We start from the raw sequence: 14,012 nt of genomic DNA, 5'->3' as shown, positions 1-14,012 counted from the left end.
CGCTGCGTCCGCCCAGTGCTGCGAACAGACGGCGGTCGATCGCTGTGCGAACGCTGAACCATAGCGTCATCAGGCCTGATATCGCGCTCGCCGCGAGCAGTGTGGCAGTCAACGCCTGCGGTGGCATTTCACGGCTTTCAACGCCTAGCGCTGGGAACCGCTGATTGCGCGGCCCGCGCCAACGAGGCGACAACTACGCGCGTGCTGAAAACAGGCCATCGTTGGATAATTTATCGTGGCACACCATTGCGTGGACGAAGCGAAAGCAAGAACAACGTCTGCTCATGCTTCGCCGGTCTTTGGTGCCGCCGTCACCGCATCGACCGTGCATCCGCCAGCTTGCTGCAGCATCGCTTCGACCTCTTTTGCGCGCGCCTCTTCCACCTGCGCGGTAAGAATAAAGCGTGACACTTCGCCCTGATGCCTGAACCGGGCGTCGTATTCCTCCTTCCAGCCGATCGAATCGGTGCTGTCGCCGGTCAGAAAATTGCCGCGTACCGGGCCGGCTTCGTCCGCCTGGAAGCTAAGGTCGATTGCATCGCGGGGAACGCCCGACTGCACGAGCGCGTCGCGTGCCTTGTCCGCTTCTTCCATGGACTGAAATATTCGTGCGATCGTCGTTTCCAATTGAGGCTCCTTGCGGTGCTCGCTCGATGAGCGCTGGTCCGACGATGCACGCAAGCCGCATGCCGCGCGGGTGACTGCGACGTCGCAGACTCGCGTCCTCGCGGCGATGCGCGTTCATGTTCAGCGCAAAGGGTCAGCGCAGGCCGACGAAAATACCCGGTACGCCGAACGCGAGCCATGCAAGCGCGCGCTCGGCCGAACACGAACATCACCGACAAGATCCTGACCGCAAGCGATGCGTGAACAGCGCGACTCTGGCGTTGACGTCGCCCAATAGCACCGCCATTCTCCACGCACGACATCCTCCCAGCACCGCACGTCCCTCAAACAACCGCCCCTTCCATTCGAAACTGCGACACAGTCCGCGACAGCACCCGCCCCTGATCATCGAGCGCCTGCGAAGCCGCCGCCGCCTGCTCGACGAGCGCGGCGTTCTGCTGCGTGACGCGATCCATTTGCGCGATCGCCTGATTAACCTGCTCGATGCCGCGGCTTTGTTCGCCCGAAGCTGCCGCGATCTCGTCCATGATGTCTGACACGCGCGTCACCGCTCGCAGCACGTCGCTCATCGTCGTTCCCGCATCCTGAGCGAGCGCGAAGCCCGCCTCGACTTTCGAAACCGACGCGCCGATCAGTTCCTTGATTTCCTTCGCCGCAAGCGAGGAACGCTGCGCGAGCGAGCGCACTTCCGCCGCCACCACCGCAAACCCGCGGCCCTGCTCGCCGGCGCGTGCCGCCTCGACCGCCGCGTTCAGCGCGAGAATGTTGGTCTGAAACGCGATGCCTTCGATAATCCCGATGATGTCCGCGATCTTCAGCGAGCTGTCGCTGATGGCGGTCATCGTCTCGACGACGCGCGTCACCACAGCGTTGCCTTGCTGTGCCACGTGCGACGCGTTCGCCGACAGGGTGCTCGCCTGTTGCGCGTTGTCGGCGTTCTGCCGAACCGTCGACGTCAGTTCTTCCATGCTGGCCGCCGTCTGCTGAAGCGACGATGCCTGCTCTTCCGTCCGTGCGGAAAGGTCTGCGTTGCCGGAAGCGATCTGCATCGAACCCGTGGCGATGCCGTCGGCCGCCATGCGCACTTCGCCAATCAGCGCGACGAGGCTCTTCTGCATCGCATCCATCGACGAGAGCACGCTGCCTGCGGGCGCTGTACGCGTCATTGCGACCGGGCTGAGATCGCCCGAGGCGACACGCTGCGTGATTTCCTTGAGCGTCGCCGGCTCCGTGCCGAGCGCACGCGTCAGCCCGCGCGTGATGAGCACGCCCGCCAGCACCGCAGCGGCAAGCGAGCCCAGGCAGATGGCAGCAAGAATTTGCATCTGCGCCACATAGTGTTCGTGCGCGTCCGCCACGAGTTCGTCGGCGCGCCGATGCGTGTGGGTCGAGTAGGCGTCGGTCGCGGCGACGAGCGCGGCCAGCAGCGGCCGGCATTCGTCGTTGATCTTCCGCACGGCTTCCTCCTGCCGATGCTCGCTCGCGAGTTCGACGATGGATCGTGCGACCGGCGCATAAAGCGATTCGACGCGTTCGATCTCGGCGATCAGCGCGCGTGCCTGCGCCGTCGTGTCGCTGCTCGAAGCGATCATCGTGTCGAGCTTGGCGAGATTCGCGGTGACATCGGCCTGCGCGCGGGCTTCGGCTTCCTTCTCGAGGGCGAAGTCGGCGGGCGACGTGACGAGCGCCATGTTGCGCGCTGCGATCGCACGCCGGTCGACCGCCGTGCGAACCTGCGCGGCCATCGCGGCCCGCGCGTTGGCGCCGTCCACATAGCCCGAGAAGCGCCGGTTCGCATCGCCGAGCGCGTTGATCGATACCGCCGATACGACGAGCACGACCCCCGTAAGGAAACTGAATGACAAGGCGAGTTTCGCCCTGACCGACATGGTGTTGAGATTCATGGCTTTGTTATGTGTTGCGCCGTGGTCCGCGGCGTTGCCGGCGATTCGCGCCCGCTTCGTTTTCGAGACATTCCGTTTTTATCAATTCCAGCCGTCTTGCTGATCGACTCGATGGCAGCCATAATTACCTACGCTCCTCGTAACTGCGGGTAATAGCGACCGATGAATACAGATGACAGCGCGATAGCCGCGTTAAGCGTAGATTTAACTGACAAAGCGCGCAAGCGAAAAATTGCCGTTTCTATCACATTCGGCGATTGTGCTTTAAGCCGAAGCCAGCTATCGTTTGCGACCTCAACTCAAGGAGCCTCATGTCAACCAACGACGATCCCATTCTGACCAGCCGAGACGCAGCGGCCATTCTTGGCGTGTCGGTCAAGACGGCGCAGACGTGGATCGAACAGGGGATGATCGAATCGTGGAAGACGCCGGGCGGTCATCGCCGCGTGCGCAGAAGTGCGGTCATCGCGTTGCGCGAGCAGCTCGGAAACGGGCGGCAGGCTGCGGCGCGCATAGAGAATGCGATGGCGCTCGTCGTGGCATCGGAAGCCGCGCTGCCGGACTTCCTGGAGGCGGTGGCTGCGGCGGGAATGCACGGCATCGGTCAGAGCGATCCGTTCAACGCGATGCTCGACGCGGGCGTCGCCATGCCGGCTGTCATCGCGATCGAACTGATGCGCGGCGACTGGGAACGCCTGTCGATGGCGCGACGTCTCCTGCAGTCGCGCGACCTTGCGCATATGCGAATGCTCGTCGTGACCGACCTTAGCAGCGCGCAACTCGAGGCGGACCTCGGCAGCCTGTGCCGCGTGACGCTGCTGCACACGCCAGCCGACCGCCCCGCGTTCGCGGCGGCGCTGCTTCAATCTCTTGCGCTTACGCCTTCCGACGATGCCGCATCGTCCTATCCTGTCGCGCCGAATGAAGATGCGCGCGTGCAGGCCGTGGCGCGCACGGGTCTCGTCGACACGCTGAGCGAGCCGGAGTTCGATGAAATCGTTCAGCTGACGGCCGAGATACTGCGTGTGCCGATCAGCTTGATGACGCTGTTGACGCCGGATCGTCAATGGTTCAAGGCGCGTTGGGGACTCAATGCGCAAGAGACGCCGCGTCCGTGGGCGTTTTGCAATTTCACGATCATGCAGAACGATGTTTTTATCGTCGATGACGCCGCCGCCGATGAGCGCTTCAGTGCGAATCCGCTCGTGACCGGCGAGCCGCGCATTCGCTTCTATGCCGGTGCGCCGTTGCGCGATGCGCAGGGCAATGCGCTGGGCGCGCTGTGCGGCATCGACCGGCAACCCCGCTCGATCGATGCGGTGCAGAAGCGACGGCTGGTGAATCTGGCGGCGCTTGCGTCGGATCGGATTGCGCTGGTGACACGCAAGCGTTTCGAGCGGTGGAACAAGGGTGTGTGACGGCTAATCAGCGGGGACAGTTGGAGGTTGCCGGCGCGGCGTAACGCTCCATGCCCGCGTGATATGCCCCGGTGTTCGCTCGACGGCTACCGCCGGCCTTATTAGTTGTGCGTTGACGATGCGCGACCGCGCCTTCTATGCGGGCCTTCCTCAGAGTTGCGCCATCACCTGGAAGCCGACGGTTACGCGGGATGTCGCAAACGCCGATGGCTTGTGAATCGGCGTTCCTGCAAAGAAGTCGTAGCTGAGTCCGGCATACTTGCCCGGGATACCGCCTCGCACGCCAACGACTGCACCGACCAATTGCGTGCCCGCCAGAAACGCGGTGTTCGGACCAAACACCCGTCCATAGTCGATACCCGCATAGAACGCTTGCCCGGTCCTGCCGATCGGCGCCTGCAATTCGTTGCGCCAGTAAAAACCTTTTTCGCCTGCCAGCATCTGCTCGCCATCGAAGCCGCGCACCGTGTAGCGACTGCCGATGGTTATATCGTCGACGTAGAACAGTGTGTCGTTCGTGTATTGACCGTGGAACGTCGTCACATAGCGCAGCGCCTGCGATGCGACGGCAAACGGCACCGACAGATTGGCGTCGAACACCGCCATGTGGAAACGATACGTCGGGCCGCTCGGTTTAGTCGCGGGCGTCGGCGCGATGACGCCATCGTCGGGCGGCAATGCCGGATCCGGCGTCGCGCCCAGCCCGCCGATGCCTTGCCGATACGCCAGCGTCCCATCGAACTGCGCACCGCCGAAGTAATGCCGATCGGTCAGCCCCGCTTCGAAGAACGTGTTGTTGCGGTGTTGCAGCGTGATTTCGGTGTCGTCGATGAAGCTCGCACCGAAGCGCTTCGACAATTGCACGTAACCGCCGAACACATCGTTCTGATCACGGCGCAGCACGCGGGCCAGCTTCAACCCCGCCGATTGCGAATTGCCGCTCGAAACGAAGGTCTGATTCACGCCCGCGATCTGCTGACAGTAGGTGTTGGTGTTGCCGAACAGCGTCGCCGTCCAGTAGCCCCACGGCATCGAGTACGAACCGTTGAAGCCGTGCGAGCCGAGCGCCTTGTCCTCGAAGTACAAGTCCTGGCTGGCGCCAAGCGTCATGATGTCGTTCAACCCAAGCAGGTTGTCGATGCCGAGACTGACGTTGCCTTGCAGCTTGCCCGTCGCGCGGCTGCCCGAGTTGTCGACCGACGCGACGAAGCTCCACGGCTTTGAACGCTTGAGCGTGAGCACGACATCGCTTTCGCCGGGCACGCTGGTGGGCTCGATCTTCATCGCGACGTCCTGGCTGGCGACGCGCTTCATCTGTTCGAGGCCTTGCTCGAGGTCGCGCAGATTGAGCACGTCACCGGGTCTCGCGGGGAAGGCGGTTTTCCAAGTGCCCCACGAGACGGGATCGGCAAAGCGCACTTCCCGGATCAGCCCCGGCACCAGCGCGACCTTGAGCGTGCCGTTCGACAGGTCTTGTTCGGGCAGCAGCACGCGCGTCGTGACCAAACCGCGGCTGAGGATTGCTTGCTGGAGGCCCTTGGTGATCAGATTGACGCCATCCTTGCCGACGCATTGGCCTTTGTAGTGATCGAGCCATTCACGCGCGAACGCGAATGGGTCCATCGGCAGTGACGATGCGCCTTTACCGTGCCGTCCGCGTTGGTCGTGAGCGTGTTGTAGTAGAGCGTCGTGGGCGTGCCGTTGATGTTCACGACGACCGCCCGATCGACTGCGCCGGCGCCGCTCGTGCTCGACACCACGTCCGCCGCGCTGAAGGTATCGTTTCGCGGCTTGCTGTAGTAGTCGTCCCATACTTCCTGCGTACAGGACGTGTGACTGTCCGGGCCGCCTGTGCCGCAAGGCATGTACTTGGAGCGTTTGGTCTGGAACAGCGTTTCGACCCCGGTCGTCACCGTCTCGACCGTCGGCGCGGGCCGCGTGTTATACAGCGTGTTCGTCGCGACTTCGATATTGCCTTGCGCTTCGATCGTCGATTGATCGTTGGTGACCGTGTTCGCACGATTGGCAAGCAGGCCATTGGCGTCGCGCGTGGCGTCGCCCGCGATGTTGATGTCGCCCAGGCTGAAGATGTTCGCGCCGTGGGTGTTGCTGATATCGCCGCGCGAGTACAGGTTCAGCTCCGATGCCGCGGCCACCGCCTGGTCACTGCTCGCGATCACCCCGCCCTTCAGATCCGTGTTGCCCTTCACGTTCAGCTGGAAGCCGCCATCGCCCGCCTGAATGCCCGACTGCTCGGTCACGCTCGCATAGTCGCTGTTCAGCTTCTGCTGGTTGAAATTCGCCGATACGCTGGACGCGCCCGCGCAAATCGGCGGCACGCACACGCTCACCGATACGCCCCCGCTCGTCTGCTTCGAGTCGTAGTGGCTCGTTTCCTGGAGGCTCTCAATGTTCAGGTTGCCGCCCACGTCCGCCACCACCTGCTGGCCGTCCACGACTGCACCCTTCAGGTTCGTGTCGCCACCCGAGTGCAAGCTCGTCGTGCCGCCCGCATTGACGTGCGTGTTGGTCCACGTCTGACCGTCGCCATCTCCATGGCCCTTCGTACCCGACGCGCCGGCTTGGAACGATAGGCCGTTCTGCGCCCCGCCGACGCTGAACGTCGCGCCAATGCTCGCACTCGATCCGCTGTTCGAACTGCGCATGCTGTCGGTGTTCTGCGCCGCCTGCAGATTGATGCTGCCTTGTGCATCAAGCGCCGCATCGTGGCCGGCGGTCACGTCGCTGCCAATGATGTTGATGTTGCTGTTCGCACCCGCGCCCGTCGCCGTGATATGTACGTCGTTGCCCGCGCTCACGGTGCTGCCAGCAGCAGTCGTCGACGCTTGCGTCGCACTGCTGTGGCTGTGGTTTGTGCCCAACGAAACGCTCACGCCAATCCCGCCAAGCTGACTAGGATTGCTCGCCACCGCGTCATAGGCATTCTTGCCCGCCAGGCCGGTGGTCGCCGCCGCCAGTGCGTCCAGTCGGGCGTCGCCTTTGGTGCGCTTCACGTCCTGGCGCATCTGGTTAGCCGTTTGCACGGCGGCAAGCACCGGACTGCTTAGGCCCGCCGTGACTCCCGTTTGGCTGAACGATTGCTGCTCGCTCTGCGCAGATGCGTTCTGCGCCGCGTCGATCGTGACCGTCTTGCCCGTAAGGCTCACGTCATTGCCTGCATGCATCGTGCTGCCGGTGACGTGCAGGTCGTTGCCGGAGGTGACAACGAGGTTGCCGTCAAGCGAGCCGATCATGCTGCCGTTGTTCGTGACCTGCGTGGCCTGTTCGGCATCTGTCGTCTTGCGCGTGCCGATACTGTAGCCCTGCAACCCGCCATCGAGCTGATTCACTAGCGTCATCCCGGAGAGGAAGCCTGATTCGCGCTGCTCATAGGAGCTTTGCGAACGCTCGGTGTCCTGGGATGTGGTAATGGTTACGTCACCCACTGCATTGAGCTTTACGTCATGCGTGCCCACGACGTTACTGCCTTGGATCGTCACATCCTTGCCGCTTTGAACGTTCACCGAGTCGCCCGACACGATGCTGCCCACGCCGATGTTGGCCTGCGTGTTCTGCATTTGCTCGGTGGTCGTGCTCTTCACAACGCTGCCGCGCGTGGACTCTTCCCAGTAGTACCGGTCGTGCTCCTCGCGCGCCTCGTTGAGCGTCACATCGCCCGTCGCGACGATGTTTGCCGCACCCGTATCCGCACTCAGCGACGAGCCCGTGAGTGTCACATTACCCTTGCTCTTGTCGGTCGCGACCGCCGCGAGCGTCGCATTGCCGCCCGCTGAGAAGTTTGTGCCCACAGCCTGCTCATCGTAGTCATGTACTTCCTGGCTACGCTTCTTGCTGTGATAGACATCGTCGACTTTGGCGCTATCGGTGACGCTGCTCGCGCTCAGATTGCCGCCTGCCACGACCGTCATATCCGTCCCGGCGCTCACTTGCGCGCCCTTGAACGTCATGTCGTTGCCCGACTGCATCCCGAGACTGCCACCCGTGCTGATGCCGCTCGTCTCGTTGATGGTGCTCTCGCGGTTCGCGTAACGATCCGCCCGATACGTCGTCGTTTGCGACGTGTTCGACTGCACCGTATCGACGAGGATGTTGTTGCCCGCCGTGATCTGCGCGTTGCCGCCCGCCGCGATGTTCGCGCCATGCACCGTCAAATCGTGCCCCGCGCCGATGAGCATGTCGCCCGTCGATTCGATCGTGCCTTGCGCGCCGACCAGCGTCTGATTGACCTTGCTGCTGCCCGCCGCCGAAGTGACACCGACCGCATCGACAAGCGTCGTGTTGACGATGTCATTACCCGCAAGCACCGCCACGCGATTACCCGAGATGCGGCCCGAGGCGTTGATCGCATCGTTGGTTGCGGAAATGACGGTCGTGCCGTTGCTGCCGATCGAGCCGCCGCGATTCAGAATGTCAGTGCCGGTAATGACCGTCTGCGTGCCGCCCTTGATGACACCGCTATTGATGACACTGCCGGTCGCGTGAATCTGCACATCGTCGGCCGCGATGAGCGCGCCCGTCGGCTTCAGATCGTTTGCATGCGCCTGCGCCATGTACACCACCGGCGCGAGGACGTGCTGCACGCTGCCATCGGGCAGCGTCACCGTCTGGTCGACCAGCCACACGATGTCGCTGGTGAGCGCATCCATCTGAGCCGCCGTGAGCGCCATGCCCGGCACGAGGTTGAACTCGTGCGCAAAGCTAACACCGTTGTTCATCAACGCGCGGTATTGATCCTCATTGCTCGTATAGCCTTCCAGATACACACGGCCCGTCAGTTGCGTGATCTGGTTTCGGATCAGTTGCTCTTCATACAAGCCATCGCCCAGGCGCTTCTCGATCTTCATCGGATCGAAATTCAGCGCCTTCAACATATAGTCGCTGGAGATGAAGTTTGCGTAACTCGTCAGGCGCGGATCAGTCGCAATCAGATACTGCGCGTTGGGCGACGTGTTGTAGCGATACAAGCCGCTCGTCGGCAGCGGAATGTTCAGCGCGCCTGTGGGGCCCGCGACCGACTGAGGTGCGTTGATCGTCTGCGCACTGCCGCTCGCACTGGCAGTCGAAGATCCACTTGCGCCATTGACCGACGCGCCGCCCGCGTTACTGACACCTGCAACGCTGCCGCCTGCAAGCGACGTCATCGCGGAGTTCGCGCCGAGCGTGCCGCCGGTGGCGCCCGTCGATGAGTTCGCCGCCGCCACGTTCACGTTGTTCACATCGCGCGCGATGATGCTAATGGCATTGTTCGCGATGATCGTGCCGCCGATGCCACCGAGCGCAACCGGGGGCAAGATGACCGATGGTTGCACGATGTTGTGATCGACATCACGGCTGATGTCCTCGTTCCACGCATAGGTCGAAACGATGTCCTGCCGCTGATACTGATACAGCGTCTGCCCAATGTTATTGACGGTCGTGCCGCCCACGTTGCCATTGCCGGCCGGATCGAGCGCGCCGTTCTGCACCGCATTGCCGATCTGAATGGCATTGCCCGCCGCGATCGCGCTATACGCGTTGTTGATCGTGCCGACATTGGCGAGCGTCATCGTGCCGCCCGCGAGCAGTTGCGCCTGGGTGGCCTGTGGGCCGCTGACCTGATCCTGTTGCGTGGTCGTCGTGGTCGTGCGATCCACTTCGATGCGGTGCCAGCCCTTGTGCGCCTGCTCATCGCCCGGGTACTCGGTGGCCGGATCGTAGTTGATGTGCGGATCGTAGTCGGCCCAATAGTTGACGGTTATCGCGCACCGCCTCGGGCAACGTCGCAGGCGTATCGAGCGCGAATGTGTCGATACGAAAGCACGGCGATTCGTTCGGCAGGTCGGGATAGACACCGGCTGCGCTACAAAACGCTCCGCGAAAAGGAGGTCGAGCGCCGTCGGGCAAACGGATTGCCGATGGATCTCTCGTACGAGGCCTTGCAGGAATATCTCGACCCGTTTTATCGCACCTACGAATGTGCCGATGGGCGCAAGTTCTACGCGGTTTGCCCCTCGCATAATGCACACGCCAAGCGTTGCCTCATGGCGATGGGTCTCTACGAAGAAATGGTTGAGGCCGGACTGCCGACGGTCGCCGATTGCTATCGCCCTGTGGGTGAATGGGAAGGCGACGCATCGCTCGGCGTGTACCCGCTGCCGGCGCACTGGGCTACGCGCATTTCCGCGCGCATGAAGGCGGTCTTCCTGACCAAGACCTCGGCCGAATGGGAGCGAATTTTCGGAGAAGGCGGCTTTCCTGGCGCCGCACTCCGCAGCACGCAGGAATGGCTGCACGACGAGCATGCGAACGCCGCCGGCCTGGTGCTGGAATCTCACGATGGCGAGTTTGGCATGATGAAACAGCCAGGGCCGGTTGCCTGGCTCGAAGACAGTGCCGAAGCGATGCTGTCGCCCGAGCCACGTCGTACGGTGCCCGTCGCCGAGGCCATCGCCGCATTGGACGACACGGCGCAGCCGATGCGCGCCGTCAAGCCGCACGATGGCGTGGGCGGCTGGCTCGATGGTGTGCGCGTTCTGGATCTGACCAACGTGATCGCCGGTCCGCATTCGACGTCGTTCCTCGGACGCTTCGGTGCGGAGGTCATCAAACTGGATCCCGTGTCGCCGAATTACGATCCGTGGAATACGGTTGTCTTTGGAATGTCGTCGGGGCGCGGCAAACAAAGCATTCTGGTCGATCTCGGCAAGGACGAGGGGCGGCAGGTGTTCCAGACGCTGGCCCGCTCGGTCGATGTGATCGTGATGAATGCGCCGGACCGGCAACTTGCCCCGCTGGGTCTGGACGAGGCGAGCCTGCGCGCGCTCAATCCCGGTGTCGTGTTCTGCCAGCTCGATTGCTTCGGCGGCCCACGCCGTGGCCCGCGAACCGACTATCTGGGCTATGACGATTTGATCCAGGCCTGCACGGGCATCATGGTGCGCTTTGGCGGTGGCATGGCTACGCCGGAGGAGCACGCTCATGTCGGCACCATCGACGTGATGTGCGGCTTCGCAGCGGCGCTGGGTGTGGCCGCCGCGTTGTACCGGAAGGCCCGCACCGGAGAGGGCGGCCGCGCGCGGACGTCGCTGGCCGCGCTCGGCAACCTGGTGCAGATTCCGTTCTGCTATGACTACGCTGGCCGCGCGCCGTTCGATGAACCGTCGGGACGCGAGGCATCGGGATTCGGGCCACTGTCGAGGTTTTTCCGCGCGGCAGACGGCTGGATCTACATGCATACGGACGCAAGCGAGTTCGAACGGCTCGACGATGTCGAGGGTCTGCGCGGCATCGCTGCGTCTCCGGCACCGGCAGATTTTCTTGCCCGGGCGATCGCATCGGACGGTGCTGAAAGGTGGCAAACGAGGCTGCAAGCCGCAAACATTGCGGCCGCCGTACCCGACAATCTGGACAATCTGCGTCGCAGCGCCAGCCGCCCCGCCGACGGCCAACCCGGTATCGATCTGGGCAGCTATGCATTCAGTGTCTACGAATCGCATCCCAGCGGCCACCGTGTTACGCAGCTCGATCCGGTAGCGGTTCGCCCGACGCATGCAACTATTCGTGCCCTCGCGCCCGCCGAAAAATTCGGCGCTTCGACGCGCGCGGTCATGCGTTCGCTCGGCTACTCCGAAGGGCTGATTGATGCGCTTATCGACCGCGGCGCAATTGGCGTGAGCTGGTCGAGCGAATATCTGCCCAGCTGATCGACCGTCAGTTCAATCGATTTAGATCCAACACATTGTCAGTTATGCAAAATGAAATGACATCGAAACGGCAGTCACTCGGCGAATTCGACTATATCGTGATTGGTGGCGGGACTGCGGGATGTGCGCTCGCCAATCGTCTGAGCGAAGATGCCAGGGCATCGGTGCTACTGCTCGAGGCCGGCGGAAAAGACAACTATCACTGGATCCATGTGCCGGTGGGCTATTTGTACTGTATCGGCAATCCGCGCACCGATTGGAAATTCCACACCGAGGAGGAGCAAGGCCTAAACGGCCGTTCGCTCAGCTATCCACGCGGGCGCGTGCTGGGCGGCTGCTCGTCGATCAACGGCATGATCTATATGCGCGGCCAGCGCGAAGACTATGACGATTGGGCGCAAAGCACCGGCGACGCGGGTTGGCGCTGGGAATCAGTCCTGCCGGTGTTCCGCCGCAGCGAGAATTACCATGGCGGTGCGAGCGAATTGGATGGCGCGGGTGAAGAGAAGCAGTGTCCATGTGCGGAATGATACAAAAACCGCGGCATCGGCCTGTTAGCTAACTACCCTTTCGTGGATCGCAACGCAATGGCGGACGAGGGTCGGCCTCGACAGCACGTAGCGCTTCAACGGCGTATCAATGTCGTAGTAGTAGATGTTTGCGACGCAGCCGTAGATAGCGGCATCGACCGTGGCGGGCTCGGGCCCGAAGACAAAGCCGCTGTCGCCGATCAGATCGGCTACGACGCGCAGGTCGGCGATGCCCCGCTCGTACACCTGACCCGGCTCATAGCGGCCGATGCCCTGATAGTGATACCGCAGCCGGTTGTACTCGCTTGCGGCTTCGAGCGCACTCGCGGCGACCTCTGGGTGCGCCGCCATGAAGGCAGTGCAGAAAGCGGGGCGAAAGCGCTCGTCGCGCCACCGAGAGAAGCTCATCGGCCAATAAAGGTCGTCCAGTGTGCGTCGCACGAAGAAGTCGAGATTCGCTTGGCCTGTTGAAAGCGCTCTGTCGATGCCTAAATTGTTTTCTCGCTTGAGATAGTCGATGATCGCATCGCTATCGCCGATGGACGTCTCGCCGTCGACCAAATACGGCAACTGCCCTCGCGGCGCCGCTTTCGTATCAAGAATGTGCTTGTGCTCGAAGACCAGGCCGCACAAGCGCATGAACGCATAGACCTTCAGGCCGAACGGATTGTTGTCGGGGACGCCGAACAGGTCCGGATAAGAATAGAGCGTCAGCATGGAGCTCTCCCCTGATGAGGACATGATGCGGCCGGCACCGAAGGGATAGTAGCCCGGCCAGTGAACGATCGTGTCACATGAGTGGCCGATCAGTTTGCGGCCCATCGAACGCAACCAGCTTGAATGGACGCGATGAGCGCCGGCCGTGCACAACCGCGGAATAGAAGAGATGCGACGATGCGACACATCTTTACGGCATGGCCGTTGATATGGACGTCGTCGTTTCGCAAACGCACCGCGTCCAACGAGAGCTGCACGCTGACCGATAGTTTCGAGAAGTATATGCGTCTATTTCTGTCGCAAGACGGAGCGATGCGTCCGTCGGCTCCAAAGCATTTACCGACGTTCGAATGACCGCACCTTTCTTAATCGGATGTCTGCTGCTGGCCCGGTTGCCGAAGTCGGAGGAGCGAATCAGCGCCCTAGACACTGCCCTTTCGGCGAACACCAAACTGCCGCAGCTCCTGAGCGCTTGACCGAACACGTCGGTGTTTATCGGGGCCACTGGTTTTTCTCGGTACCACGCTCTGGCCCAGGTCTAAGCCCCTCGCTCACTCCGCTCTTTACGATCGCCCGATTTTGCACCTGGAGCAAGACGAGGCGATCGACGACCAAGGGCACAGGTCGACGGCCATTCTAATTCTGATAATTCGTATTATCAGGGAAAACAGCTTGTCGAATTGCTAAGGGAGTCCGCTGAAAGGCCCGCCAGCCAACAAATCCGAACCGTTCGGCATGGTCGATCGATAAAATCCTTTTATCAAATCCAGGTCCGATTGAAGCGTGTGCACGCAAAAGCCGGGGATGAATTCGCCGGTACTCGCGTGTCCACCGCAGGATCCGCTTTGAGCAGAAACCGTCACGGAGCCGCTCGCGCTTGCCCGTCAGAGTGGCGCGCACCGGTTCGAAGCCTTCAGCCTGAAGCTAGCCCGGCGGCTGACGTTATACAGACGCGCCTTGCTTGAGCGGTCGGACGAACTGACGCTATATTTCGTTCGCACTGCAAACAAACGTGTCACTGCCAGGGGCAGCGGTCCGATGTTTCGCGGCCTGGTGTGACACATTCAATGTGGTCTACGCCAGCGAGGCCATCAGGCTCGTTGAGTCACCGGG

Annotated in this window: 5 protein-coding genes and 3 pseudogenes; 3 read left to right on the top strand and 5 right to left on the bottom strand. The window is 62.3% G+C overall.

Annotated elements, in window-relative coordinates; translation table 11 throughout:
• Window positions 1-282: 282 nt before the first annotated feature.
• Window positions 283-627, bottom strand: coding sequence for a hypothetical protein (locus AB6804_RS23360; protein ID WP_370888496.1), 345 nt, complete (start codon window positions 625-627; stop codon window positions 283-285).
• Between the two features lie 332 nt (window positions 628-959).
• A pseudogene (locus AB6804_RS23355) lies at window positions 960-2,531 on the bottom strand (methyl-accepting chemotaxis protein); the annotation flags it as partial.
• 311 nt (window positions 2,532-2,842) lie between these two features.
• On the opposite strand from AB6804_RS23355, the gene AB6804_RS23350 reads away from it, so the two are divergent.
• Complete coding sequence (locus tag AB6804_RS23350; protein ID WP_370888495.1) at window positions 2,843-3,949, top strand: helix-turn-helix domain-containing protein; 1,107 nt, start codon at window positions 2,843-2,845, stop codon at window positions 3,947-3,949.
• Window positions 3,950-4,099: 150 nt separating this feature from the next.
• On the opposite strand, the pseudogene AB6804_RS23345 reads toward AB6804_RS23350, so the two are convergent.
• Together AB6804_RS23345 and AB6804_RS23340 are read right to left on the bottom strand one after the other, a co-directional pair.
• A pseudogene (locus AB6804_RS23345) lies at window positions 4,100-5,593 on the bottom strand (ShlB/FhaC/HecB family hemolysin secretion/activation protein); the annotation flags it as partial.
• Window positions 5,494-8,145, bottom strand: coding sequence for a hemagglutinin repeat-containing protein (locus tag AB6804_RS23340; protein WP_370888551.1), 2,652 nt, complete (start codon window positions 8,143-8,145; stop codon window positions 5,494-5,496). The gene AB6804_RS23340 and the pseudogene AB6804_RS23345, both read right to left, overlap by 100 nt.
• Window positions 8,146-9,864: 1,719 nt before the next feature.
• On the opposite strand from AB6804_RS23340, the gene AB6804_RS23335 reads away from it, so the two are divergent.
• Window positions 9,865-11,652, top strand: coding sequence for a CoA transferase (locus tag AB6804_RS23335; protein ID WP_370888494.1), 1,788 nt, complete (start codon window positions 9,865-9,867; stop codon window positions 11,650-11,652).
• Between the two features lie 56 nt (window positions 11,653-11,708).
• Window positions 11,709-12,152, top strand: a pseudogene (locus tag AB6804_RS23330) (GMC family oxidoreductase); the annotation flags it as partial.
• Between the two features lie 54 nt (window positions 12,153-12,206).
• On the opposite strand, the gene AB6804_RS23325 reads toward AB6804_RS23330, so the two are convergent.
• Entirely contained in the window at window positions 12,207-12,899 is a 693-nt protein-coding gene (locus tag AB6804_RS23325) for a glutathione S-transferase C-terminal domain-containing protein (RefSeq protein WP_370888550.1), read from the bottom strand.
• Window positions 12,900-14,012 lie beyond the last annotated feature (1,113 nt).

It is taken from the genome of Caballeronia sp. RCC_10, assembly GCF_041360715.1.
Classification (GTDB): Bacteria; Pseudomonadota; Gammaproteobacteria; order Burkholderiales; family Burkholderiaceae; genus Caballeronia; species Caballeronia grimmiae.
The sequence above is the reverse complement of the archived record's forward strand: the minus strand, read 5'-3'. Positions and strand labels throughout refer to the sequence as shown.

What these genes read in the sequence shown, in the direction of transcription:
- AB6804_RS23350 (WP_370888495.1), top strand. Translation starts at nt 2,843, where the DNA reads ATGTCAACCAACGACGATCCCATTCTGACCAGCCGAGACGCAGCGGCC.
- AB6804_RS23340 (WP_370888551.1), bottom strand. Translation starts at nt 8,145, where the DNA reads ATGCTCATCGGCGCGGGGCACGATTTGACGGTGCATGGCGCGAACATC.
- AB6804_RS23335 (WP_370888494.1), top strand. Translation starts at nt 9,865, where the DNA reads ATGGATCTCTCGTACGAGGCCTTGCAGGAATATCTCGACCCGTTTTAT.
- AB6804_RS23325 (WP_370888550.1), bottom strand. Translation starts at nt 12,899, where the DNA reads ATGCTGACGCTCTATTCTTATCCGGACCTGTTCGGCGTCCCCGACAAC.